This window comes from Streptomyces triculaminicus (assembly GCF_017349075.1).
GTDB classification, from domain to species: domain Bacteria; phylum Actinomycetota; class Actinomycetes; order Streptomycetales; family Streptomycetaceae; genus Streptomyces; species Streptomyces triculaminicus.
Genome location: NZ_JAFMOF010000003.1, coordinates 313,776 through 336,785, shown reverse-complemented (window position 1 = coordinate 336,785; position 23,010 = coordinate 313,776). Strand labels below are relative to the sequence as shown.

Here is a 23,010-nt window from a genome sequence, read left to right as displayed (position 1 = left end):
GGCCTCATGGAAAAGATCAAGACTTCGGGCGGCGGCCCCGCCGTCGTGGCCCTGGCGGCGGGCACGTTCTCGGTCGTCACCACCGAGATGCTGCCGGTCGGGCTGCTCACCCCGATCGGGGAGGACCTCGGCGTCTCCGGGGGCACGGCGGGGCTGACGATGACGGTTCCCGGCCTGGTGGCCGCCGTGGCCGCGCCCGCGGTGACGGCGGCCGCCGGCCGGCTGGACCGGCGGCCGCTGCTGGTGGGCCTGATGGTCCTGCTGGCGGCGGCCGATCTGCTGTCCGCCCGTGCCCCCGACATCGAGGTGCTGGTGGGACTGCGGGTTCTGGTGGGGGTGTGCATCGGGGGCGTGTGGGCCGTCGCGGCCGGGCTGGCCCCACGGCTCGTGCCGGCGGCGTCCGTGGGGCTCGCGACCTCGGTCGTCTTCAGCGGCATCGCCGTGGCCTCGGTGCTGGGCGTGCCGGCGGGCGCCTTCCTGGGCGCGGCGGGCGGCTGGCGGCTTCCGTTCGCGGTGGTCGGCGCGCTGGCGCTGGCCGTGGCGGCGGCCCTTGCGGTGCTGCTGCCCCCGCTCCCGGCCGAGCGGGCCACGACGGCCGGCGCGATGCGCGCGCTGCTGCGCCGCACGCCGGTGCGGGCCGGCCTGCTGGCCGTGCTCCTGCTGGTGAGCGGGCACTTCGCGGGCTACACGTTCATACGTCCCGCCCTGGAGCGGGTTCCGGGTGCCGACGCCGGGGCCGTCGGCACCCTGCTGCTGGCGTACGGCGTGGCGGGGGTGGCGGGCAACTTCCTCGCCGGGGCGGCTGCCGCCCGGCGGCCGCGCCGGGTGCTGCTGGTGCTCTCCTGCGCCCTGGCCGTGGTGGTCCCCGCGGTGTCGGCCGCCCCGCGCGGTACGACCCTGGCGGCGGGCGGGCTGCTGGTCGTGTGGGGGCTGGCGTACGGCGGGGTGTCGGTCGGCACGCAGAGCTGGCTGACGGCGGCGGCGCCGGACGCCCGGGAGGCGGCGTCGGCGTTGTTCGTGGCGGTGTTCAACGTGGCCATCGCGCTGGGGGCGCTGCTGGGCGGGCGGGCCGTGGACGCGGCGTCGGTGCCGGCCGCGCTGTGGCTGGGCGGGGTGCTGGCGCTGGGCGCCCTGGTGACGGTCGCGGTGGCCCGGCGTCCGGTGGGCTGACGCCGGCCCGCCCGGCGTTGTCCGCCCCTGTCCACCCCCGCGTAACCGGAGCGTCCCCGACCCGCCATGTACGGCCATGAACATGCCACCCATGAGCGACTCGATCATGGCCCGCCGCGCCGCCGCGGCCCTCGTGGCCGTCACCGCCCTGGCCACCGTGGCCGCGGCCGCCCCCGCCGCCGAGGCGGCCGCCCCGCCGCGGACTCCGCCACCGCGAGGACGAGCGGCACGGCCGGTCTCAAGGGCGTCGACTACGCCGCCTGGCAGCGCGACGTCCAGGCCGTCGTCGACCAGGCGACGCCCTACGTCACCGAGCGCACCGCCGACGCGCGGGGACGGAAGCAGGCCATCGTCCTCGACATCGACAACAGCTCGCTCGAGACGGACTTCCACTGGACCACGTTCCCCACGCCGGCCATCAAGCCGGTCCTGGAGCTCACCCGGTACGCGCACTCCCGCGGTGTCGCGGTCTTCTTCGTCACCGCCCGCCCCGGCATCCTCGACTCCGTGACGGACTGGAACCTGCGGCAGGTGGGCTACCCCGTCAGCGGCCTGTACGTGCGCCACCTCCCCGACCTCTTCCAGGGCGTGAGCACGTACAAGACCGCCAAGCGGGCGGAGATCGAGGCGAAGGGCTACACGATCATCGCCAACATCGGGAACAACTCCACCGACCTGGTGGGCGGGCACGCGGAGCGGACCTTCAAGCTGCCGGACTACGACGGCAAGCTCTCCTGAACCCCCCTCCCCCGCCCGGGCGGGTCAGTGCCGGGCCTTGAACCGCTCGAGCGCGGCGATGCCCAGCGCCGCCAGCGCGATCTGGATGAGCCACTGGATCCAGTCGACGCCCTTGGTGTGGTCCACGTGCAGCGCGTGGGCGATGAGCGCGCCGACGAAGGCCGCCACGATGCCCACGCCGATGGTCGCCAGCACCCCGATGTGCTGACGGCCCGGCACGAGCAGCCGGCCCAGCAGGCCGATGATCGCGCCGATCACGATCGCACTGATAATTCCTGAGATTCCCATGCCCTCCCCCTTACGACCGATTCCTGACGATAGATCTGCCCATCTCACGGCGCGCGCATGTCAGACCGACGGGCCGGGCCGGGATGCCTAGACTGGGTCCTTCCCGGGCGTAGGGGCGCCCGCTGGGGACGGGAGAGCGACAGTGACGGCAGGCGTCGGGGGCTTCGAGAGTTTCGAAGGGTCTTTCGACGACCCGCGTGACTCCCCCGACCGGTCCGACCCCTCGCCGGAGGTGCTGGGCGAGGCGGCCGTCGCGTTCGGACTGCTCGCCTCCGCCGCCCGGCTGCACCTGGTGTGGGCGCTCGCCCAGGGCGAGAGCGACGTGAGCGGCCTGGCCGAGCGGGTGGGCGGCGCCCTGCCCGCGGTCAGCCAGCACCTGGCGAAGCTCAAGCTCGCCGGGCTCGTGCGCTCCCGGCGCGAGGGACGCCGGGTGGTCTACCTGGTCGACGACCCCGACGTGGTGACCATCGTGCGGCTCATGGTCGGCCAGCTCGCCGACCGCAGGACGGGCCGCGAGCGGGACACCGCCGCCGCCGGACCCCTCCGCGGCCTGGGCGCCTGAGGCCCGTACGACCCCGGAACGGGCGAGGGCCGCTCACCAGCCGCCGCCCCCGAAGTCGCCCCCGCCACCACCGCCGTCGCCGAAGCCGCCGCCTCCGTCCCCCAGCCACCGCCGCCGAAGTCGTCGGGGTTGTAGTCGGAGCCGGTGTAGTCGCCGCCATCGGGGCCCGCGTCGTAGGGCGCCCCGTAGGCGGGCCCGGACAGCATGCCGCCGAGCATCGTGCCCACCAGCAGGCCGGGCAGCAGCCCGCCGCCGAAGTAGCCGCCCGCCCAGGGGGCGTAGGCGGGCCCGGCGTTCCAGTACGGCTGGGGGCCGTACGCCGTCTGCACCTGGCGGGACATCGGCTCCTGCCCGTCCGCCAGCCGTGCCGCGTCGGCGGCACAGGCCGGCACGGTCCGCTGGGCGCCGCCGGGCGGGGCCCACTCCACGTCCTTGACCGACGGCCCGTGCCGGGGGTCGAAGAAGCAGGGGGGCCTGCGTTCGGGCAGCGGGGTGCCGGTGCGCCGGGCGGCGAGGGTGGCCAGAGCGAACCGGCCGTCGTCCAGCGACTCGGTGACCCCTCGCACGTCCTCTGGCCGCGCGGCCGCCGCGATCTTCGCCTTGGCCTCCTCGTAGGAGTCCAGCGCCCGCTCGTAGTCCGCGCGCATCTCGTCCGTGGCGCCGGCCTCGGAGGGCGAGAAGTCCAGCCGGTCGAGCTCCTCGCCGAAGGCCGTGATGTCCTCGTCGACCACGACGCGCAGCGCGTCCAGTTCGGCGCGCTCGCGCTCCTCGCGCCGGCGCCGGGCGCGGCGGTAGACGGCGTACGCGCCCGCGCCGCCGGCCAGCAGGACGGCCCCGCCGGTGATCAGGCCGGTGGCGCCGACGCCCTCGCCCGTGTCGCCGCCCCAGGAGCCGGGGGCGTGGCCCCGGGAGATCCGGGCGGCCTGGTCGACGAAGTCGTCGAGCTGGGAGGCGGTGTCGCCGCCGGAGCGCCGGACGGACCCGGCGAGGTTGGCGACGGCGTTGCGTGACATCACCGAGCGGTCGGCGGCCGCGTTGAAGGCGTCGCCGAGGTGGACGGCGTAGACGCCGGCGAGCCCGACCTTGGTGCGCAGGTCCCGCAGGACGGTGGACCGGGGGTATTCGGGGGCCGCGGGCAGCACGGCGACGAAGATCGGCTTGTCCGCGTCCTTGATCTTCTTCGCCAGCGCCTCGGCGTCGGCCGGCGGAAGCTGGGCGGAGGCCGCGGGGTCGACGTAGACGGGGCCCTTGCGCAGGGCCTCGGCGACGGTGTCGAGCCCGGCCGCGGCGGCGGTGGTGCCGGCGCGGGCGGCCGTGGGCGCTGCGGCCGCGGGGCCCGCCGCGGCGGTCACCGGAGCGAGGAGCACGAAGAGGGCGACGACCAGGGCCAGGACCGGCCTGGGCAGCCCCCGGAGGACGGCGATGGCGGACATGACGGGGCTCCTTGCGTTCACGGCGTACTCTGCACCTACCACGAAAACGGACTATTCAGGCATCAGCGTTCCCGCTCCCCGGCATTTCCTCGGCCGCACTCGGCCGCACTCAGCCGTAGGAGAGGTTGGCGCAGGGATCGTCGTCCGCCGAGCGGGCCCCGCTCACCACATCCGAGGACAACGTTCCGGGGGGCGTGGGAGTCACCGGCGAGGGGGCGGCCGAGCCGAGCGCGGCCGGAGGCGACGGCGCCCCCGCACGTGCCGTGCCGCCCAGCGCCGTGCCGCCCTTGCCCGCGTTCTTGCCGTCGACCGTGCGGTCCGCGCGCAGCGCGGCCCACAGCGCGTCCGCGTCGGGCTGGACGACGGCGACGCGGTTGCCGTCGTAGCGCCAGGGCAGGGTCACGAACTTCATGTCGTGCGGGGCGATGTCCTTGAGCGACATCGCGAACGACAGCATCTTGTCGACCGAGCCGAGCCCGGGGTCCACGGTCATCGACTTGGTGGCCGCGTCCGCGAGCGGCAGCAGCGTGGTGGGGCTGAAGCCCTGCGACCGGACCTTCCCGACCATCGCGGAGAGGAAGGCCTGCTGCCGTCGTATGCGGCCTATGTCGGAGCCGTCGCCGAGGCCGTGCCGCACGCGGACGTAGTCCAGCGCCTTGCGGCCCGAGACGGTCTGCCGCCCCTTGGCGAAGATCAGGTCGCCGCGCGAGCCGCGATGGGGGTCGAGGTCGCCCTGGTGGACGTCGGCCGGTACGCACACCTCGACGCCGCCCACCGCCGAGGCCATCGCGGCGAAGCCCGCGAAGTCGACGACCACGGTGTGGTCGACGCGCAGCCCGGTGAGTCTCTCGACGGTGTTCTGCGTGCAGGCGGGGTTGCCCTTGGGCGATTCGCCCACGGAGAAGGCGGAGTTGAACATCACGTGCCGCTGCTCCTCGGTCCAACTGCCGTCGGGATTGCGGCAGGGCGGGATGTCCACGAGCGTGTCGCGCGGGATGGAGACCGCGACGGCGTGCTCGCCGTCGCCGTAGACGTGCAGCAGGAAGGCCGTGTCCGACCGGCCGACGTCACCCTCCCCGCCGCCCAGCGAGCGGTTGTCACCGGAGCGCGAGTCCGAGCCGATGACCAGGACGTTCTGTCCGGCGGCGCTCGCCCGGGGCCGGTTCTTGGACAGCCCGTCGGCGTCGAAGACGCTGATGTTGCCGTTGAGTTTGAGATAGACCCACCCCGCCCCGGCGGTCAGCAGCACCACGAACGACACCACCACGACGGTGACGACCCGTATGCGACCGCGCCTGGGTTTCCTCCGCCTGCCCGTCATGTGCGCACCCTCATCCGCTCCCCCGGCCACTACCCGTCTCCGGGTGAGACGGCTTGCCCGGCAGTTAGGTTGTCCACTTGCGCAATCCAGCAAGTATAGGCCGCCGTTACGGCGGCGAGGCGGCGGCCCCGCGCGCCGGCAATCCGCCCGGTCCTGTCGACAGCATCCGGTGACCCGCACGTCACCTGGACGTCCCCCGCGGTACACCCGCCCCTGGTGAGCTTCTCCCGCCGGGCACCGAAGTCCGGCGCAGCTAGGAGGAATAGACCATGGGTTCTCGTCCGTACCGCCGCCGTCTCGCCTGGGGCGCCGCCGCTCTGCTCGCCGCCGGCGTGGCGGTGCCCGCCGCGGCCGCCGCGTCGGACCAGGGCGGCCAGTCGGACGTCGCGTCGGCCCTGGGCCACGGCTCGGCCTCCAAGAAGGCCAAGAACGTGATCCTGCTCATCGGCGACGGCATGGGCGACTCGGAGATCACGCTGGCCCGCGACTACACCGTGGGCGCGGCCGGCCGCCTCAACATGGACAAGTTCCCGATGACCGGGGCGTACACCACCTACTCGGTCGACAAGGACGGCAAGCCGGACTACGTCACGGACTCCGCCGCCAGCGGCAGCGGCTGGGCCACCGGCCACAAGACCGTCAACGGCCGGATATCCAAGACGCCCGACACCGACAAGGCGCTCCCCACCATCCTCGAGCTGGCGCAGCGCAAGGGCCTGGCCACCGGCAGCGTCACCACGGCCGAGCTCACCGACGCCACCCCGGCCGTCCTCGCCTCCCACGCCACCGACCGCAGCTGCGCGGGCCCGGCCGACATGAAGGCCTGCCCGAACGACACCGTCGCCAAGGGCGGCCCCGGCTCGATCGCCGAGCAGAGCGTCAACCACAAGGTGGACGTGCTCCTCGGCGGCGGCAAGGCCCGCTTCGACCAGAAGATCACCGAGGGCCGCTACCGCGGCCTGACCGTCACCCAGCAGGCCGAGAAGCTCGGCTACCAGGTCGTGACCGACTCCAAGGGCCTGACCTCGGCCCGGTCCGGCAAGCCCGTCCTCGGCCTCTTCGCCGACGGCAACGTCCCCGTCGAGTGGACCGGCAAGGCCGCCGCCGTCGGCGGCACCGACGCCCAGCGCTGTGTGACGAACAACCCCGAGCGCAAGGCGGGCACCCCCGCCCTCGAGGAGCAGGCGCGCAAGGCGCTGTCGCTCCTGGACACGCCCAAGGCCAAGAAGAATGGTTTCTTCCTGCAGATCGAGGGCGCCTCCATCGACAAGCGCGACCACGCCGCCGACCCCTGCGGCCAGATCGGCGAGACCGCCGCCTTCGACCGCGCGGTCAAGGTCGCCCGCGACTACGCCGCCAAGCACCCCGACACGCTGGTCGTCACCACCGCCGACCACGGCCACACCAGCCAGATCGTGCCGCTGGAGGCCACCCCGCCCGGCCTGTCCTCCACCCTGGTCACCAACGAGGGCCAGAAGCTCCAGGTGAACTACTCCACCAACACCCCGGGCAAGGCCCAGGAGCACACCGGCACCCAGGTCCGCATCGCCGCCCAGGGCCCGCAGGCCCACCGCGTCCTCGGCGTCACCGACCAGACCGAGCTCTTCACCACCATCCGCACGGCGCTCTCCCTGCGCTGACCCCGCGCGCCGTACGATCATGGGGGTCCGGCCCAGCGGCCGGGCCCCCATTCCGCTTACCGCCCTTCGCGGACCCCGGCCTCTGTGGAGACCGGCCACTGAACCCGCCTGAACATTGGCGGATCACATACCCCCTCCGCGCCCTCCAGCGTCAAGACTGTTGCTTCCGCATCACTCGCGCGCAGGAGGAACCGCCGATGTCAGGGTCTCGTGTACTGGCCCTCGGCCACTACCAGCCCGCCAGGGTGCTCACCAACGACGAGCTGGCCACCATGGTGGACACCAGCGACGAATGGATCCGCTCCCGGGTCGGCATCCGCACACGGCGTGTCGCCGCGCCCGACGAAACCGTCGCCTCCATGGCCGCCCAGGCCGCAGCCAAGGCCCTCGCGGGCAGCGGGCTCGCCCCCGCCGACATCGACCTCGTGCTCGTCGCCACCTGCACGGCCGTCGACCGCAGCCCCAACACCGCCGCGCGCGTCGCCGCCGAGCTCGGCCTCGCCGCGCCCGCCGTCATGGACGTCAACGTCGTCTGCGCCGGCTTCACCCACGCCCTGGCCACCGCCGACCACGCCATCCGCGCCGGATCGGCGCGGCACGCCCTGGTCGTCGGCGTGGAGAAGTTCACCGACGTCACCGACTGGACCGACCGCACCACCTGCGTCCTCGTCGGCGACGGCGCCGGCGCGGCCGTGATCGGCGCGTCGGACGAGCCGGAGATCGGCCCGGTCGTCTGGGGCTCGGTGCCCGAGATGGGCCACGCCGTCCGCATCGAGGGCACGCCCTCGCGCTTCGCCCAGGAGGGCCAGTCCGTCTACCGCTGGGCCACCACCCAGCTGCCGCCCATCGCCCGCAGCGTCTGCGAGCGCGCCGGGGTCCGCCCGGAGGACCTGGCGGCGGTCGTCCTGCACCAGGCGAACCTGCGCATCATCGAGCCGGTCGCCCGGAAGCTGGGCGCGGTCAACGCGATCGTCGCCAGCGACGTGACGGAGTCGGGGAACACCTCGGCGGCGAGCATTCCGCTGGCGCTGTCGAAGCTGGTGGCTTCCGGGCGGGTGGAGCCGGGGGCGCCGGTGCTGCTGTTCGGGTTCGGCGGCAACCTGTCTTATGCGGGGCAGGTCATTCGCTGTCCGTAGGCGGTGGCCGGTGGTCGGGGGCGGGGCCGGGGTATGGGCCGGGCCCTTACGGGACTGGATTATTTACGGCCCGGAGCCGTTCCACGGAGATGGTTGGCCCGCACTTGGGCCGCAAATAACCCTGACGTCCCTCTCAGGGCCCGGCCCATCCCACCCCGGCCCCTCCGGCCGCAGGTCGGCCCCCTACGTCCCTCCTAGAAGACCGACCAGCCCGTCAGGGTCGTGAAGTGGTCCAGGGCCGCCACGCCGGCCACGGAGTTGCCGCGGGCGTCCAGGCCGGGGCTCCAGACGCACAGTGTGCAGCGTCCCGGTATCACGGCGATGATGCCGCCGCCGACGCCGCTCTTGCCCGGCAGGCCCACGCGGTAGGCGAAGTCGCCGGCGGCGTCGTACGTGCCGCAGGTCAGCATCACGGCGTTGACCTGCTTGGCCTCGCGGCGGGGCAGCAGCCGGCTGCCGTCCGCCCGTAGGCCGTGCCGGGCCAGGAAGCCGGCCGCCAGGGCGAGGTCGCGGCAGCTCATCTCGATGGAGCACTGCCAGAAGTAGTGCTCGAGCACCGTCGGCACGGGGTTGTCGAGGTTGCCGTAGCTGGCCATGAAGTGGGCCAGCGCGGCGTTGCGGTCGCCGTGCTCGGACTCGGACTTGGCGACGGCCGGGTCGAAGGAGAGCTCCGGGTTCCCGCTCTCGGCCCGCAGGAACTCCAGCATCGTCGTGCTGGCGTCGCCCGTCAGCGTCTGCAGCCGGTCGGTGACGACCAGCGCGCCGGCGTTGATGAACGGGTTGCGCGGGATGCCCTGCTCGTACTCGAGCTGCACCAGGGAGTTGAAGGGGTTGCCGGAGGGTTCCGTGCCCACCCGCTCCCAGATCTTGTCGCCGCCCTCGGCCAGGACCAGGGCCAGGCCGAAGGCCTTGGAGATGGACTGGACGGAGAAGGGCCGCTCCCAGGCGCCCACGCCGTGGATCCCGCCGTCGACGTCCACGACGGCCATCCCGAACTGCGCGATGTCCACCTCGGCGAGGGCCGGAATGTAGTCGGCGACCTGGCCGCGGCCGACCAGCGGCCGCGCGAACGCGGCGACCTCTTCGAGTACGGCCTGGTAGTCCACTGCAGTGCTGCGCTTTCCTAGCTTCGTTGCTGGCCGGGCAAGAGTACAAAATGGACCGTGTGACCAGCGACAATCCCCCCGGTACGGCGGACACCGCCGCGTTGCGGCCGCTGCTGCCGTCGCCCCTCGTCGAGGTGGCGGACGAGCGCTTCGCCCGGCGCGGGCTGCGGCTGCTGCTCAAGCGGGACGACCTCATACATCCCGACCTGCCGGGCAACAAGTGGCGCAAGCTGGAGCCGAACCTGCGGGAGGCCGCCGCCGCGGGCACCCGCACCCTGCTGACCTTCGGCGGGGCGTACTCCAACCACCTCCGGGCGACGGCCGCGGCCGGACGGCTGCTGGGATTCGGGACGATCGGCGTCGTGCGCGGCGACGAGCTGGCGGACCTCCCCCTGAACCCGTCGTTGGCGCAGTGCGCGGCGGACGGCATGCGACTGCGCTTCGTCTCCCGATCGCTGTACCGCCGCAAGAACGAGCCGGACGTGCTGGCCTCCCTGGCCCCGCCGGGCTGCTTCGTCGTGCCCGAGGGGGGCAGCAACGCGGCCGCGGCGCGCGGGTGCGCGGAGCTGGGGCGCGAGCTGCGGGGCGTGGCGGACGTGGTGGGCGTGGCCTGCGGTACGGGCGGGACGCTGGCCGGCCTGGCGGCCGGGCTGGCCGGAGACCAGCGGGCCATCGGCTTCCCGGTCCTCAAGGGCGGCTTCCTCGGCGAGGAGATACGCCGCCTGCAGCAAGAGGCGTTCGGCGGCGCACGGGGCGCGTGGACGCTGGAGGACCGCTTCCACTTCGGCGGCTACGCGAAGCGCACCCCGGAGCTGGACGCGTTCGCGGAGGACTTCGCGGCACGGCACGGGCTGCCGCTCGAGCCCCTGTACGTGGCGAAGATGCTGTACGGGCTGACGACGCTGGCCGAGGAGGGCGCGTTCCCCGCCGGCACCACGGTGGCCGCCGTGATCACGGGAGGGGCCGGGGTGGGATGGGCCGGGCCCTGAGAGGGACGTCAGGGTTATTTGCGGCCCAGGTGCGGGCCGACCATCCCTGCGAAACGGCTCCGGGCCGTAAATAATCCAGTCCCGTAAGGGCCCGGCCCATCCCGCCCCGGCCCCGCCCCCGATCACCGGCCTCAGCCCCACCACCCGCCCCCTCCTCCAGGTACGCCGCAGCCTCCTCCAGGTCCAGCCTCCGCAGGAGCGTGCGCAGCATCTCGTCGTCGATGCGGCGGGCGTCGCGCAGCGCGACGAAGACCGCCCGCTCCGCGCCGATCACCTCGCGCGACAGCCGGCGGTAGGTGTCGTCCACCGACTCGCCGGTCCGTTCGTCGACGGCGCCCAGCCGTTCCCACACCGCGTTGCGCCGCCGTTCGAGCACCGACCTCAGCCGGTCGGCGAGCGGTTCGGGCAGTGTGTTGTGCTCGTCGGCCAGCAGTTCCTCCAGGCGGGCCTCGGCGGCCGAGGACGCCTCGCTCTGGGCCTGGGCCTCCGCGAGCGTGACCTCCCCCGGCTCCCGTCGGGGCAGCCGCAGGCGCCGGATCAGCGGCGGCAGGGTGAGCCCCTGGACCACCAGCGTCCCGATCACGGTGGTGAACGTCAGGAACAGGATCAGGTTCCGGGCGGGGAAGGGCGAGCCGTCGTGCGTGGTCTGCGGGATCGAGAACGCGATGGCCAGCGAGACGACGCCGCGCATCCCGGCCCAGCCCACCACCACCGGCGCCTTCCAGGTCGTGTCGGGCTCGCGTTCCCGGATGCGGGGGGACAGCAGGCGGGGCAGGTACGTGGCCGGGAACACCCAGAGGTAGCGGACGGCGACCACCGCGACGAAGACGACCACCGCGTAGCCCGCCGCCGTCCCCATCCCGTACGCGCCCAGTCCCTTCAGGACCACCGGCAGCTGCAGCCCGATGAGCGCGAAGACGGTGGACTCCAGGACGAAGGCGACCATCCGCCACACCGCGGCCTCCTGCAGCCGGGTGGCGAAGTCGACCTGCCAGGACCGGTGTCCCAGGTAGAGGGCGACCACCACCACGGCGAGCACGCCCGACGCCTTGACCTCCTCGGCGGCCGCGTAGGCGGCGAAGGGGATGAGCAGGGAGAGCGTGTTCTGCAGCAGCGGCTCGCGCAGGTGCTTGCGCAGCCAGTGGATCGGCACCATGAGGATCAGGCCGACCCCGATGCCGCCGGCCGAGGCGATCCTGAACTCCCGTACGCCGTCCGCCCACCCCACGCCCTCCCCCACGGCGGCCGCCACAGCGACCCGGTAGGCGGTGATGGCGGTGGCGTCGTTCACCAGGGACTCGCCCTGCAGGATGGTGGTGATCCGGGAGGGCAGGCCGAGCCGCCGGGCGATGGCGGTGGCGGCCACCGCGTCGGGCGGCGCGACCACCGCGCCGAGCACGAGCGCGGCGGTGGGCGGCAGGCCCGGCACGGCGTGCGAGGCGACGTATCCGACGGCGAGCGTCGCGAACAGCACGTAGCCGACCGACAGGAGGGCCACGGGACGCCAGTTCGCCCGCAGGTCGAGGTAGGAGCTGTCGAGCGCGGCCGTGTGCAGCAGCGGGGGCAGGAGCAGGGGCAGCACGATGGAGGGGTCGAGCGCGTACGACGGCACCCCCGGCACGTACGACGCCAGGAGCCCGGCGGCGACGAGCAGCAGCGGCGCGGGCACGGGCGTGCGGCGGGCGGCCCCCGCCACGGCGGCGGAGACCGCCACGAGCATCAGCAAGGGCATGACGTCCATCGGTCCCCTCCGGGTCGGCGCGAGCGGGTCGGCGTTCGGGCAGGTCGGCGTTCGGGTGACGCTCTAACCTGGCCATCATGATCGACTGTTCGCACCTCGCGGCGCTGCCGCGCCCCGAACCCCGGCCGCTGACCCCCACCTGCCCGGAGTGCGCGGCGCGCGGCAGCAATCCCGTACAGCTGCGGCTGTGTCTGGAGTGCGGGCACGTCGGCTGCTGCGACTCCTCGGCGTACCGCCACGCCACGGCCCACTTCGAGGAGACGGGCCACGCCGTGATGCGCAGCTTCGAGCCGGGCCAGAGCTGGCGCTGGTGCTATGTGGACCGGCACATCGTGTGAGAGCGCGCCGTCGCGGCCCCCGGGCCTGTCGGTGCGGCCCGCTAGCATGCAACGCATGATCCGAGCCGCGACGCAGGACGACGTCCCCCTCCTCCACGCCATGATCCGCGAACTGGCGGAGTACGAACGGGCGCTGGACGACGCCCGGGCCACCGAGGAGCAGCTGCGCGAGGCCCTGTTCGGAGAACACCCCGCGGTCTTCGCGTTGATAGCGGAGAGTGACGAATTCTCGGGTCCGGAAGATCGTTCGGGCGGCGAGCCGGTCGGCTTCGCGCTCTGGTTCCGCAACTTCTCGACGTGGACGGGCACGCACGGTGTCTATCTCGAGGACGTCTACGTCCGCCCGCACGCCCGCGGCGGCGGCCACGGCAGGGCGCTCCTGGCGGAGCTGGCGCGCATCTGCGTCGAGCGCGGCTACGGACGTTTCGAGTGGTCAGTGCTGGACTGGAACGCACCCTCGATCGCGTTCTACAAGTCCCTCGGCGCCCAGCCGATGGACGAGTGGACGGTTCAGCGGTTGTCCGGCGATTCGCTCCGGGCTCTTGCCGCGCTCGCGCACAGTGACGAAAATCCCAACAGGGCGACTGCTCTTTCGAATTGAGACCGCAGACCCCTAGCCACTGTCCGTGCTCATGGGTTTACCATGAGTGACAGTCGCGGGGCTGCGGCGCGGAACCGCGGATCGCGATAGCGTCTTCGCCGGACCATGTGCCGCGCCGGACCGTGCCACCCTTCACCGGAAGGCGGCGGACCGACGCTCCTCAACAGCTCAAGAAGCTTGTGCCACCTTGGAGGTGAGGGTGTCCCCAATCGCAGGCGAGCCTGGGACGACCCAGGACTTCGTGGAAGTCCGGCTGCCCGCTGCGGGTGCCTACCTGTCGGTGCTGCGGACGGCGACAGCCGGCCTCGCGGCCCGCTTGGACTTCACCCTCGACGAGATCGAGGACTTGCGCATCGCCGTCGACGAGGCGTGCGCGATCCTGCTGCAACAGGCCGTGCCCGGTTCCGTGCTCAGCTGCGTCTTCCGGCTGGTCGGCGACGCGCTGCGGGTGACCGTCTCCGCGCCCACCACGGACGGCCGCGCGCCCGAGCGCGACACCTTCGCCTGGACGGTGCTCTCCGCCCTGGCCGGTGAGGTCGACTCCACGGTCGCCGAGGACCGGACGGTCAGCATCAGCCTGCACAAGAAGCGCGGCGCCGGCCCCGGGCAGCCGTGACGGAAGAGGGGGCTCCGTGAGTACTGCGTCATCGCGGGGAGTGCGTACCCCGGCCATCCCGCAGCAGCCTGCCCGGCCGCACCCGGAGGAACTCGAACCGGACCGCACGGGTCCGGAGCCGGACCAGGCGGGCGACCCACCAGAGCGGGCGGACCACATGGATCAGCACCAGCGCCAGCACCAGCAGCGGCCTCAGCATCCCGATCCGCACGACCGCAGCGGTGCCCGGGCCCTGTTCATCGAGCTGCGGACGCTGCCGGACGGCTCGCCGGAGCGGGCCGAGCTGCGCAACCACCTGGTGCGGATGCACCTGCCCCTGGTGGAGCACCTGGCGCGGCGCTTCCGCAACCGCGGTGAGCCGCTCGACGACCTCACCCAGGTCGCCACGATCGGCCTGATCAAGTCGGTCGACCGCTTCGACCCGGACCGCGGGGTGGAGTTCTCCACGTACGCGACGCCCACGGTCGTCGGCGAGATCAAGCGGCACTTCCGCGACAAGGGCTGGGCGGTGCGGGTGCCGCGCCGGCTGCAGGAGCTGCGCCTGGCGCTGACCACGGCCACGGCCGAGCTGTCGCAGCGGCACGGCCGCGCCCCGACGGTCCACGAGCTGGCCGAGCACCTGGGCATCTCGGAGGAGGAGGTGCTGGAGGGCCTGGAGTCCGCCAACGCCTACAGCACGCTCTCGCTGGACGTGCCCGACACCGACGACGAGTCGCCGGCGGTCGCCGACACCCTGGGCGCGGAGGACGAGGCGCTGGAGGGCGTGGAGTACCGCGAGTCCCTCAAGCCGCTGCTGGAGGATCTGCCGCCGCGCGAGAAGAAGATCCTGCTGCTGCGGTTCTTCGGCAACATGACCCAGTCGCAGATCGCCCAGGAGGTGGGCATCTCGCAGATGCACGTCTCGAGGCTGCTGGCGCGCACGCTCGCCCAGCTGAGGGACCGGCTGCTGATCGAGGAGTAGCCGGGGGTCCCGGCGTGTCACGGCCCCGCGCGAGTCGCTCTCAGGACTCGCGGGGCCCGATCCCCAGCGCCTCGGTCGCGGTGGGGTTGACCACCAGCGCCAGGGTGACCACGGCGACCAGCGTCAGCGCCACGGCGGCCGTGATCATCAGGGCGCCGCCGGCATTGAGGAGGGTCCAGGCGACCGGCAGTGCCATGATCTGCGTGATCATGGCCGGGCCGCGGCTCCAGCGGCGGAGCTGCCACAGGCCGCGCGCGGCCAGCAGCGGCAGCGCGGCCAGCGCGAGGACGGTCAGCCCGCCGGTCTCGGCCTGCTGGGGGCTGTCGGGCGTGCCGAGCAGGCCCATCACCAGCAGATAGATTCCCGAGGCGGCCAGCGCCAGGCCCTGCAGGCCGGTCAGCACGGCGGCCGCCGTCAGCCGGGCCGGGCGGGGCCCGGTGGGCTCGGAGGCCGCGACGGCGGCGCTCCCCTGTGCGCCCTTCCGGGCGGTTTTCGACACGGACTGCTTGCTGCTCACCCCTGCAGGGTATCGGTACGCAAACCATCGGAAGCCGGACCTGGGACGGTTGGTGTACCGACAGGTAGGTAGGCTGGCGCGCATGCGTGCGCTTCTCGTGGTCAATCCTTCGGCCACCACCACCAGTGCCCGTACCCGCGATGTCCTGGCGCACGCCCTGGCCAGCGACCTCAAACTGGACGTCGCCACCACGGAGTACCGCGGGCACGCCCGCGACCTCGCGCGCAGAGCGGCGGAGAGCGGCACCATCGAGCTGGTGGTCGCGCTCGGCGGGGACGGCACCGTCAACGAGGTCGTCAACGGTCTGCTGCACGCCGGCCCCGACCCGGCGGCGCTGCCCCGGCTCGCCGTGGTGCCCGGCGGCTCCACCAACGTCTTCGCCCGCGCGCTGGGGCTGCCCAACGACGTCGTGGAGGCCACCGGCGCCCTGCTGGACGCCCTGCGCGAGGGCTCCGAGCGGACGGTCGGCCTCGGACTCGCGGCCGGCACCCCGGGCACGGAGGACGAGGGGGTGCCCGCGCGCTGGTTCACCTTCTGCGCCGGCTTCGGGTTCGACGCGGGCGTCGTGGGCCGGGTGGAGCAGCAGCGCGAGCGCGGCAAGCGTTCGACGCACTCCCTGTACGTGCGACAGGTGATGCGCCAGTTCCTCGGAGAAACGCACCGCCGGCATGGCTCGATCACCCTCGAACGGCCTGGCGAGGAGCCACTCGAGAATCTCGTCATGTCGATAATCTGCAACACCGCGCCATGGACCTATCTGGGCAACCGGCCGGTCTACGCGCTGCCCGACGCGTCCTTCGACACCGCCCTTGACGTGCTGGGATTCACCAAGCTGTCGACCATGACGGCGACCCGCTACGCCACCCAGCTGCTGACGTCGACGCCGGAGCGCGGCCCCCAGGGCAAACACGCTGTGTCACTGCATGACCAGGACTCGTTCACCTTGCATTCGCAGGCTCCCCTCCCCTTCCAGATGGACGGCGACCACCTCGGACTGCGCAGAAGCGTGACGTTCACAGGCGTTCGCCGTGCACTGCGTGTGATTGTGTGAGTGCAAGGGCCTAAAGTCCTTCCACTCGAACGTTTAGACTGGGTTCCACCCCCTGGAATGACGGCTGTGACCTAGCCGACACCGAGGAATCAAAAAAAACTTTCCGGAAGGGGTTGTATCCGTCGCCGAGGTTTGCGAGTCTCTTCCTGGCGATCGGGACAGCCCGCCATCAAGGCTTCCCGGAAAGCCCGAATCCCCCTTACCTCCCTTGGACCACGCCGGTCTGTGACTGGTTGTCGGCCCTTCCCTTGCGGGGGGATTCGTGAAAGCGTTCACATTCACAAGCCACGTAGCCGTAACACGAGGAGATGGAGCAGCCATGGACTGGCGTCACAACGCCGTTTGCCGCGAGGAAGACCCCGAGCTCTTCTTCCCCATCGGCAACACCGGTCCTGCGCTGCTGCAGATCGAGGAAGCCAAGGCCGTCTGCCGCCGCTGCCCCGTCATGGAGCAGTGCCTGCAGTGGGCGCTCGAGTCCGGCCAGGACTCCGGCGTCTGGGGTGGCCTCAGCGAGGACGAGCGCCGCGCCATGAAGCGCCGCGCCGCTCGCAACCGGGCGCGCAACGCGACCGCCTGACACCCCTCGGCCCCCGAGCCGCAGCGCGCAGCACCCCCCACAGTGCGCTAAGCACCGAAGAGCTTTGAGCCCCGGACCTCCTTCGAGGTCCGGGGCTCAGTGCTGTGCCCTCCGGCTCCGGCGCCGGAGCGGCGGCTACGGCTTCTCGGCCCGCACCGGGAGGTCGAGCACCACCCGCGTTCCCTGCCCGGAAGCGGGCAGCATGTCGAACTTTCCGCCCAACTCCCCCTCCACCAGGGTCCGTACGATCTGCAGGCCCAGGTTGCCGGCCCGCTGCGGGTCGAAGCCCTCGGGCAGCCCCCGGCCGTCGTCCTGCACCGAGATGAGCAGCCGGGCGTCCCGGCGCGAACCGCCGCGCACGGCCGTGACCTCGACCATGCCCTGATCCCCCGGCCCGAAGCCGTGCTCGAGCGCGTTCTGCAGCAGCTCGGTGAGCACCATCGCGAGGGGGGTGGCGACCTCGGCGTCGAGTATCCCGAAGCGGCCGGTGCGGCGGGCGGCGACCCGGCCCGGGGAGATCTCGGCGACCATGGCGAGCACCCGGTCGGCGATCTCGTCGAATTCGACCCGCTCGTCGAGGTTCTGCGAGAGCGTCTCGTGGACGATCGCGATGGATCCCACCCGGCGCACCGCCTCCTCCAGCGCCTCGCGCCCCTCGGCGGAGACGATGCGGCGCGCCTGGAGGCGCAGGAGGGCCGCGACGGTCTGGAGATTGTTCTTCACCCGGTGGTGGATCTCCCGGATGGTGGCGTCCTTGGTGATCAACTCGCGCTCGCGACGTCTCAGTTCGGTCACATCGCGGAGCAGGACGAGCGAACCGATGTGGCTGCCCTTGGGTTTGAGCGGGATCGCGCGCAGATGAATGACCCCGTCGTTGGCCTCGACCTCGAACTCCCGGGGGGCCCAGCCGCTGGCCAGCTTGGCCAGGCCCTCGTCGACGGGCGTGCGTGAGGGTGCCAACTGAGCGGTGGTCTCGCCCAGATGATGCCCGACGAGATCGGCGGCGAGCCCGAGCCGGTGGTAGGCGGAGAGGGCGTTGGGGCTGGCGTACTGCACGATGCCGTCGGCGTCGAGCCTGATCAGCCCGTCGCCGGCGCGCGGCGAGGCGTCCATGTCGACCTGCTGGCCGGGGAAGGGGAACGCCCCGGCGGCGATCATCTGCGCGAGGTCGGAGGCGCTCTGCAGATAGGTGAGCTCCAGCCGGCTGGGGGTGCGCACGGTGAGCAGGTTGGTGTTCCGGGCGATGACCCCCAGGACCCGCCCCTCCCGGCGGACGGGGATGGACTCGACCCGCACCGGCACCTCCTCGCGCCACTCCGGGTCGCCCTCGCGGACGATCCGGCCCTCGTCGAGGGCGGCGTCCAGCATCGGCCGGCGGCCGCGCGGGACGAGGTGGCCGACCATGTCGTCCTGGTAGGAGGTGGGTCCGGTGTTGGGCCGCATCTGGGCCACGGACACATAGCGGGTGCCGTCGAGGGTGGGCACCCACAGGACGAGGTCGGCGAAGGAGAGGTCGGAGAGCAGCTGCCACTCCGAGACCAGCAGGTGCAGCCACTCCAGGTCGGAGTCGCCGAGGGCGGTGTGCTGGCGTACGAGATCGTTCATGGAGGGCACGGCCCCGAGCCTACCCGCGGGCTTGGTGGGCGGGGATTTTCCCCGGCCGGGTGAAGAGCGTGGACAGCGGCGAATGGTCTAGTCCACAATGAGATGGCAAAGTCTCGCCCCCGCGGTACAAGGGGGCGAGGTCGGCCTGCGCCGGCCGCGGGGCCCGCACACCCCGCGGCATCCGGAGCCGGCCGATGTCGCTCCGGGCTGCGGTGCCGGTCGGGTTGAGGGTCCCGGCCAGGCGCCGCGGCCCGTAGTACGTTCCGGCCCCCGCACCGCCGCCGACCCGGCCCTCGCACCGCCGCCGACCCGGCCCTCGTCCGGCCCCGGAAGCGCCCCTCACCTCTGCTAGATTGGTCTATACCACCGAGTTTTATCTTGAGATCGGCAGGCCCCAGCGTGGAAATTGTCATCGTTCCGGACGCCAAGGCAGGCGGCGAACTGATCGCGGAGGCAATCGGCGCCCTGCTGAGCCGCAAGCCCGACGCCCTGCTCGGCGTGGCCACCGGCTCCACCCCGCTGCCCATCTACGAGGCCCTCGAGGCGAAGGTCCGCTCCGGCGCCGTGGACCCCTCGCGCGCCCGCATCTGCCAGCTCGACGAGTACGTCGGCCTGCCCGCCGACCACCCCGAGTCCTACCGCTCCACGGTGCTGCGCCAGGTCGTCCGCCCGCTCGGCCTGACCGAGGAGGCCTTCATGGGCCCCGACGGCACCGCCGACGACGTCCAGGCCGCGTGCGAGGCCTACGACCGCGCCCTGCGCGAGGCCGGCGGCGTGGACCTGCAGATCCTCGGCATCGGCACCGACGGCCACATCGGCTTCAACGAGCCCTGCTCCTCGCTCGCCTCCCGCACCCGCATCAAGACGCTGACCCAGCAGACCCGCGTCGACAACGCGCGCTTCTTCGACGGCGACATCGACCAGGTCCCCCACCACGTCATCACCCAGGGCATCGGCACCATCCTCGAGGCCCGCCACCTGGTCCTGCTGGCCACCGGCGAGGGCAAGGCCGACGCCGTGGCCGCCACCGTCGAGGGCCCGGTCGCCGCCCTGGTCCCGGCCTCGGCCCTCCAGCTGCACCCGCACGCGACCGTCGTCGTCGACGAGGCGGCGGCCTCGAAGCTGAAGCTGGCCGGCTACTTCCGCCACACCTACGCCAACAAGCCCGTCTGGCAGGGCCTGTAGTCGTTGCTTCGAAATGCCGGAGGGGGGTCGCGATCGCGACCCCCCTCCGGCGTTCGGGTCAGCGTCCCGCGATGACCTCCGCGGCGGCGACGCCGCACACGCGGGCCGCTCCATGGGTGGCGATGTGCAGGGCACCGGACGGCGGGGCCTGGTTCAGGCCCATCTCGACGACGATCGTGCCGGGGCGCGCGGCGACCAGGGAACCCAGGGCCCTCGCCATCCACGGGTGGCGGTGGACGTCGCGGACGACGGCGACGATCCGCCGCTCTCCGGCGTCCGCGAGCACCTCCTCGGCGCCGGCCGTCTCCTGGCCGTACGCGCGGGTCTCGGTGCCCGGCAGCAGCCGGCCCAGCTCGGCGCCGACACCCCAGGGCGTCTCGTCGCCCACCGCGAAGTTCGCCAGCGGGGTGAACGCGGCGACGTAGGCGGGGCCGGTCAGCGGCTCGTGTCCGGCCGGGGCGGTCACCCGCAGCGCTCGGCGCGCCGCGACCAGGCCGATCTCCGGGGCGGGCGAGGTCCCCTCCTCGTCACCGCCCGCCCCCGAGGTCCAGCGCGCCAGGGCCCGTACCCGCGCGGCGGCGTCGGCGAGCCGCTCCTCGGGCAGTTCGCCGGAGCGCACGGCGCCGGCCAGCGCGTCGCGCAGCCGGAGCACGGTGTCCTCGTCCGCCAGGCCGCCGCCGACGCAGATGGCGTCGGCGCCCGCCGCGATCGCCATGACGCTGCCGCGTTCGATGCCGTACGTGGCGGAGATCGCCCGCATCTCCATGCCGTCGGTGACGACGAGGCCGTCGAAGCCGAGGCCGCCGTCGGCGACGGGCGCGCGCAGCAGGCCGTGCAGGGCGGCCGGGCTGAGGGTGGCGGGCAGGGCGGGGTCGAGCGCGGGCAGCAGGATGTGGGCGCTCATCACGGCCTTGGTGCCGGCGGCGACGGCGGCGCGGAAGGGCACCAGCTCGCGCTCGCGCAGGGTCGCCAGGCCCGCGTCGATGCGCGGCAGGTCGTGGTGGGAGTCGACGGCGGTGTCGCCGTGGCCGGGGAAGTGCTTGGTGCAGGCGGCGACCCCGGCGGCCTGCAGGCCCTCGACGTAGGCGGCGGTGTGCCGGGCGACCAGAGCGGGGTCGGCGCCGAAGGACCGTACGCCGATGACCGGGTTGTCGGGGTCGGAGTTGACGTCGGCGGAGGGCGCCCAGTTGAGGTTGACGCCGCAGGCGGCGAGGCGGCGGCCGAGCTCGTGGGCGACGTCCCGGGTCAGCGCGGTGTCGTCGACGGCGCCGAGCGCGAGGTTGCCGGGGAAGGAGGAGCCCGTGCGCACCTCCAGGCGGGTGACGTCGCCGCCCTCCTCGTCGATGGCGACGAGGACGTCGTCGCGCTCGGCCCGCAGCTGGGCGGTGAGGGCGGCGAGCTGCTCGGGGGAGGCGACGTTGCGGCCGAACAGGCCGACGGAGGAGAGCCCTTCGCCGAGCCGGCGCAGCAGCCAGTCGGGGGCGGTGGTGCCCGTGAAGCCGGGCTGGAGGACGGTGAGGGCGTCGCGGGTGAGCGTGCCCTGCGGGGTCAGCGTCGTCATGTCGGTAGGGCTAGCCCTTCACTGCGCCGGACGTAAGACCGCCCACGGCCTTGCGCTGGAGGATGACGAAGAGGATGAGGATGGGCACGGCGAAGAGGGAGGAGGCGGCCATGGTGGCGCCCCAGTCGTCGCCGAAGGTGGTGCGGAAGCCGGTGAGCCACAGGGGAAGAGTCTGGGAGCCGGGGTCCTTGTTGAGGATCAGGACCATGGGGAATTCATTCCATACGGTGATGAATCCGAACAGCGATGTGGCCATCAGGCCCGGCGCGAGCAGCGGGAAGATCACCTTGAGGAAGGCCTGGGTGCGGGTGCAGCCGTCGACCATCGCGGACTCCTCCAGCTCCTTGGGCACGGCGGCGACGTAGCCGCGCAGCGTCAGGACGGTGAAGGGCAGCACCATGACCGTGTAGATGGCGATGAGGGGCGGCAGGCCGTTGAGCATGTCCGCGTCGCGCACGATCATGTAGTAGGCGATGGTCATGACCTCCCAGGGCGCCATCTGGGCCATCATCATCACGAGGATGAAGCTCTTGCGGCCCTTGAAGCGCATGCGGGCGACGGCGAACGACGCGAGCAGCGCGATGACGAGCGAGAGCCCGACGGCGATCAGGGTGACGGTGAGGGAGTTGCCGACGAACGTCCAGAAGCCGTCGGCGTCCACCGCCTTGGTGATGTGGTCGAAGGTGGGGCTGGTGGGGAACCAGACCGGGGTCTCGCTGACGATGTCCGGGGTGGGCTTGAGGGCCGTGGCGAACATCCAGTAGACGGGGAACGCGAAGACCACGAAGAGGACGACCGCCGTCGCCTGCGGCCAGAGACGGCCGAGCGGCGAGCCGGAGCCCGTCCGGCGGTGGGGAACCGTGCGGCTCACAGCTCGTCCTCCTCTTGCTTGAGCACCAGGCGCAGGTAGTAGGCGGTCAGGGCCAGCAGCATCACGATGGTCAGGATGGAGACCGCGGCGCCCATGCCGAAGTGCTGGCTGCCGATGCCCTCGGTGAAGGCGTAGACGGGCAGCGTCTCGGTGAGCCGGTCGGGGCCGCCCTCGTTGATCGCGAAGACCTGGGTGAAGGCCTTGAAGACCCAGATGACCTCGAGGAAGGTGGTGGCGAGGAAGAAGGGCTTGAGGAAGGGGAAGGTCACCGAGGTGAACTGCTTCCAGGCGCCCGCGCCGTCCAGGGACGCCGCCTCGTACAGCTCCGTGGGGATCGTGGTCGTGGCCGCGTAGAGGTTGATCGCCACGAAGGGGATCGACTGCCAGACGATCAGCACGGTGATGACGAAGAACGTCGACAGCTGGTCGCCGGTCCAGTTGTAGCCGGCCATGGAGTGCCAGCCGGCCTGGTCGAGCAGGTAGTTGACGATGCCGTAGCGCTGGTCGAACAGCCACTGGAAGACGGTGGTCGCGGCGACGACGGGCATCGCCCAGGCGAGGACGAGCCCGAGCGAGAGCAGCAGGCGCGTCTTCGTACCGAGGCGGGCGAGCAGCAGGCCGATGAGGCAGCCCAGCACCATGATCAGGACGACGTTGGCGGCGGTGAAGACGACGGACCGGCCGGTGACGCCCCAGAACTCCGCGCTGCCCAGGGCCTCGCGGTAGTTGTCGACGCCGGTCCACTCGGTGACGTGCCGGATGAGCTGGCGCCGGTTGAGGTTCTGGAACGACAGCAGGCCGTTCTTCACCATCGTCCAGCCGAGCAGTAGCACGGTGAGGGCGGCGGCGGGGAGGATCAGCAGGTACGGGACGACGCGTCCGGCCCGGACGCCGCCCGGGCGCGCCGGCGGGGCGCCCCCCTTGCCGGCCTTCGGCGCCGGCGGGGCGGCCGTCGCCTCTTCGATCTGCGCTGACATCGTCGTCCGCCTTCTCCCCTGTCGAA

22 protein-coding genes and 1 pseudogene are annotated in these 23,010 nt (G+C 72.5%); 13 read left to right on the top strand and 10 right to left on the bottom strand.

From position 1 onward, the window contains the following. The first annotated feature begins 6 nt into the window (after nucleotides 1-6). Both J1792_RS20165 and J1792_RS20160 read left to right on the top strand, forming a co-directional pair. Complete coding sequence (locus J1792_RS20165; protein WP_207247940.1) at nucleotides 7-1,170, top strand: MFS transporter; 1,164 nt, start codon at nucleotides 7-9, stop codon at nucleotides 1,168-1,170. Between the two features lie 66 nt (nucleotides 1,171-1,236). Then, complete coding sequence (locus J1792_RS20160) at nucleotides 1,237-1,908, top strand: HAD family acid phosphatase (protein ID WP_207247939.1); 672 nt, start codon at nucleotides 1,237-1,239, stop codon at nucleotides 1,906-1,908. A gap of 24 nt (nucleotides 1,909-1,932) precedes the next feature. Here the strand turns inward: J1792_RS20160 and J1792_RS20155 are convergent, their stop codons facing one another. Further along, a complete protein-coding gene (locus tag J1792_RS20155; RefSeq protein ID WP_207247938.1) occupies nucleotides 1,933-2,196 on the bottom strand; it encodes a GlsB/YeaQ/YmgE family stress response membrane protein in 264 nt (87 codons plus the stop codon). Nucleotides 2,197-2,338: 142 nt separating this feature from the next. Between J1792_RS20155 and J1792_RS20150 the strand changes: the two genes are divergently transcribed. Continuing rightward, entirely contained in the window at nucleotides 2,339-2,758 is a 420-nt protein-coding gene (locus J1792_RS20150) for an ArsR/SmtB family transcription factor (RefSeq protein ID WP_207247937.1), read from the top strand. 33 nt (nucleotides 2,759-2,791) lie between these two features. On the opposite strand, the pseudogene J1792_RS20145 reads toward J1792_RS20150, so the two are convergent. Together J1792_RS20145 and J1792_RS20140 are read right to left on the bottom strand one after the other, a co-directional pair. Next, nucleotides 2,792-4,191, bottom strand: a pseudogene (locus J1792_RS20145) (hypothetical protein). A 109-nt stretch (nucleotides 4,192-4,300) separates the two neighbouring features. Further along, nucleotides 4,301-5,512, bottom strand: coding sequence for an LCP family protein (locus J1792_RS20140; RefSeq protein ID WP_086570110.1), 1,212 nt, complete (start codon nucleotides 5,510-5,512; stop codon nucleotides 4,301-4,303). 269 nt (nucleotides 5,513-5,781) lie between these two features. Here J1792_RS20140 and J1792_RS20135 point away from each other — a divergent pair, with 269 nt between their 5' ends. Both J1792_RS20135 and J1792_RS20130 read left to right on the top strand, forming a co-directional pair. After that, nucleotides 5,782-7,152: an alkaline phosphatase gene (locus tag J1792_RS20135; RefSeq protein ID WP_086570112.1), complete on the top strand. Its 1,371-nt coding sequence runs from the start codon at nucleotides 5,782-5,784 to the stop codon at nucleotides 7,150-7,152. Nucleotides 7,153-7,349: 197 nt separating this feature from the next. Continuing rightward, entirely contained in the window at nucleotides 7,350-8,288 is a 939-nt protein-coding gene (locus J1792_RS20130; RefSeq protein ID WP_207247936.1) for a beta-ketoacyl-ACP synthase III, read from the top strand. A 194-nt stretch (nucleotides 8,289-8,482) separates the two neighbouring features. Here the strand turns inward: J1792_RS20130 and J1792_RS20125 are convergent, their stop codons facing one another. Next, complete coding sequence (locus J1792_RS20125; RefSeq protein ID WP_086566278.1) at nucleotides 8,483-9,394, bottom strand: glutaminase; 912 nt, start codon at nucleotides 9,392-9,394, stop codon at nucleotides 8,483-8,485. Between the two features lie 50 nt (nucleotides 9,395-9,444). Between J1792_RS20125 and J1792_RS20120 the strand changes: the two genes are divergently transcribed. Then, nucleotides 9,445-10,383, top strand: a complete 939-nt coding sequence (locus tag J1792_RS20120; protein ID WP_207247935.1) for a 1-aminocyclopropane-1-carboxylate deaminase/D-cysteine desulfhydrase — start codon at nucleotides 9,445-9,447, stop codon at nucleotides 10,381-10,383. On the opposite strand, the gene J1792_RS20115 is transcribed toward J1792_RS20120, so the two are convergent. Next, nucleotides 10,346-12,124: a Na+/H+ antiporter gene (locus J1792_RS20115; protein WP_207247934.1), complete on the bottom strand. Its 1,779-nt coding sequence runs from the start codon at nucleotides 12,122-12,124 to the stop codon at nucleotides 10,346-10,348. The two genes, J1792_RS20120 and J1792_RS20115, sit on opposite strands and share 38 nt — an antisense overlap. 77 nt (nucleotides 12,125-12,201) lie before the next feature. Between J1792_RS20115 and J1792_RS20110 the strand changes: the two genes are divergently transcribed. The 4 genes from J1792_RS20110 to J1792_RS20095 all read left to right on the top strand — a co-directional run bounded on the left by J1792_RS20110 (nucleotide 12,202) and on the right by J1792_RS20095 (nucleotide 14,640). Beyond that, nucleotides 12,202-12,462 carry a UBP-type zinc finger domain-containing protein gene (locus J1792_RS20110; RefSeq protein ID WP_207247933.1) on the top strand — a complete coding sequence of 87 codons (261 nt, stop codon included), beginning with the start codon at nucleotides 12,202-12,204 and terminating at the stop codon, nucleotides 12,460-12,462. A gap of 55 nt (nucleotides 12,463-12,517) precedes the next feature. After that, nucleotides 12,518-13,063, top strand: coding sequence for a GNAT family N-acetyltransferase (locus J1792_RS20105; RefSeq protein WP_207247932.1), 546 nt, complete (start codon nucleotides 12,518-12,520; stop codon nucleotides 13,061-13,063). A gap of 199 nt (nucleotides 13,064-13,262) precedes the next feature. Beyond that, complete coding sequence (locus tag J1792_RS20100) at nucleotides 13,263-13,679, top strand: ATP-binding protein (protein WP_126915983.1); 417 nt, start codon at nucleotides 13,263-13,265, stop codon at nucleotides 13,677-13,679. A 16-nt stretch (nucleotides 13,680-13,695) separates the two neighbouring features. Continuing rightward, complete coding sequence (locus J1792_RS20095) at nucleotides 13,696-14,640, top strand: RNA polymerase sigma factor SigF (protein ID WP_242705355.1); 945 nt, start codon at nucleotides 13,696-13,698, stop codon at nucleotides 14,638-14,640. A gap of 40 nt (nucleotides 14,641-14,680) precedes the next feature. Here J1792_RS20095 and J1792_RS20090 read toward each other — a convergent pair whose 3' ends face one another. Then, nucleotides 14,681-15,157 (bottom strand): hypothetical protein, encoded by a 477-nt coding sequence (locus J1792_RS20090; RefSeq protein ID WP_372446139.1) that lies wholly within the window; start codon nucleotides 15,155-15,157, stop codon nucleotides 14,681-14,683. A gap of 82 nt (nucleotides 15,158-15,239) precedes the next feature. On the opposite strand from J1792_RS20090, the gene J1792_RS20085 reads away from it, so the two are divergent. Both J1792_RS20085 and J1792_RS20080 read left to right on the top strand, forming a co-directional pair. Then, nucleotides 15,240-16,208 (top strand): diacylglycerol/lipid kinase family protein, encoded by a 969-nt coding sequence (locus J1792_RS20085; protein ID WP_207247931.1) that lies wholly within the window; start codon nucleotides 15,240-15,242, stop codon nucleotides 16,206-16,208. A gap of 319 nt (nucleotides 16,209-16,527) precedes the next feature. Beyond that, the gene (locus J1792_RS20080; protein ID WP_004937597.1) at nucleotides 16,528-16,785 is read left to right on the top strand and encodes a WhiB family transcriptional regulator; all 258 of its coding nucleotides are present in this window, start codon (nucleotides 16,528-16,530) and stop codon (nucleotides 16,783-16,785) included. A gap of 135 nt (nucleotides 16,786-16,920) precedes the next feature. Here the strand turns inward: J1792_RS20080 and J1792_RS20075 are convergent, their stop codons facing one another. Then, nucleotides 16,921-18,390 carry a sensor histidine kinase gene (locus J1792_RS20075; protein ID WP_207248154.1) on the bottom strand — a complete coding sequence of 490 codons (1,470 nt, stop codon included), beginning with the start codon at nucleotides 18,388-18,390 and terminating at the stop codon, nucleotides 16,921-16,923. A 399-nt stretch (nucleotides 18,391-18,789) separates the two neighbouring features. On the opposite strand from J1792_RS20075, the gene nagB reads away from it, so the two are divergent. Continuing rightward, nucleotides 18,790-19,575, top strand: coding sequence for a glucosamine-6-phosphate deaminase (gene nagB / locus J1792_RS20070; protein WP_207247930.1), 786 nt, complete (start codon nucleotides 18,790-18,792; stop codon nucleotides 19,573-19,575). A gap of 58 nt (nucleotides 19,576-19,633) precedes the next feature. Here the strand turns inward: nagB and J1792_RS20065 are convergent, their stop codons facing one another. From J1792_RS20065 to J1792_RS20055, 3 genes are read right to left on the bottom strand one after another with little or no spacing between them, the layout of a single operon-like run. After that, nucleotides 19,634-21,136: a glycoside hydrolase family 3 protein gene (locus J1792_RS20065; RefSeq protein ID WP_207247929.1), complete on the bottom strand. Its 1,503-nt coding sequence runs from the start codon at nucleotides 21,134-21,136 to the stop codon at nucleotides 19,634-19,636. A 10-nt stretch (nucleotides 21,137-21,146) separates the two neighbouring features. After that, complete coding sequence (locus J1792_RS20060) at nucleotides 21,147-22,007, bottom strand: carbohydrate ABC transporter permease (protein ID WP_086572429.1); 861 nt, start codon at nucleotides 22,005-22,007, stop codon at nucleotides 21,147-21,149. Further along, nucleotides 22,004-22,984 carry a carbohydrate ABC transporter permease gene (locus J1792_RS20055; protein ID WP_207247928.1) on the bottom strand — a complete coding sequence of 327 codons (981 nt, stop codon included), beginning with the start codon at nucleotides 22,982-22,984 and terminating at the stop codon, nucleotides 22,004-22,006. Before J1792_RS20055 ends, J1792_RS20060 begins: the two co-directional genes overlap by 4 nt. Nucleotides 22,985-23,010: the final 26 nt, after the last annotated feature.

Coding starts and splice junctions, on each gene's coding strand:
- J1792_RS20155 (WP_207247938.1), bottom strand. CDS start 2,196: ATGGGAATCTCAGGAATTATCAGTGCGATCGTGATCGGCGCGATCATC.
- J1792_RS20080 (WP_004937597.1), top strand. CDS start 16,528: ATGGACTGGCGTCACAACGCCGTTTGCCGCGAGGAAGACCCCGAGCTC.
- J1792_RS20120 (WP_207247935.1), top strand. CDS start 9,445: ATGGACCGTGTGACCAGCGACAATCCCCCCGGTACGGCGGACACCGCC.
- J1792_RS20085 (WP_207247931.1), top strand. CDS start 15,240: ATGCGTGCGCTTCTCGTGGTCAATCCTTCGGCCACCACCACCAGTGCC.
- J1792_RS20075 (WP_207248154.1), bottom strand. CDS start 18,390: ATGAACGATCTCGTACGCCAGCACACCGCCCTCGGCGACTCCGACCTG.
- J1792_RS20140 (WP_086570110.1), bottom strand. CDS start 5,512: ATGACGGGCAGGCGGAGGAAACCCAGGCGCGGTCGCATACGGGTCGTC.
- J1792_RS20110 (WP_207247933.1), top strand. CDS start 12,202: ATGATCGACTGTTCGCACCTCGCGGCGCTGCCGCGCCCCGAACCCCGG.
- J1792_RS20105 (WP_207247932.1), top strand. CDS start 12,518: ATGATCCGAGCCGCGACGCAGGACGACGTCCCCCTCCTCCACGCCATG.
- J1792_RS20130 (WP_207247936.1), top strand. CDS start 7,350: ATGTCAGGGTCTCGTGTACTGGCCCTCGGCCACTACCAGCCCGCCAGG.
- J1792_RS20115 (WP_207247934.1), bottom strand. CDS start 12,124: ATGGACGTCATGCCCTTGCTGATGCTCGTGGCGGTCTCCGCCGCCGTG.
- J1792_RS20065 (WP_207247929.1), bottom strand. CDS start 21,136: ATGACGACGCTGACCCCGCAGGGCACGCTCACCCGCGACGCCCTCACC.
- J1792_RS20055 (WP_207247928.1), bottom strand. CDS start 22,984: ATGTCAGCGCAGATCGAAGAGGCGACGGCCGCCCCGCCGGCGCCGAAG.
- J1792_RS20165 (WP_207247940.1), top strand. CDS start 7: ATGGAAAAGATCAAGACTTCGGGCGGCGGCCCCGCCGTCGTGGCCCTG.
- J1792_RS20135 (WP_086570112.1), top strand. CDS start 5,782: ATGGGTTCTCGTCCGTACCGCCGCCGTCTCGCCTGGGGCGCCGCCGCT.
- J1792_RS20160 (WP_207247939.1), top strand. CDS start 1,237: ATGTACGGCCATGAACATGCCACCCATGAGCGACTCGATCATGGCCCG.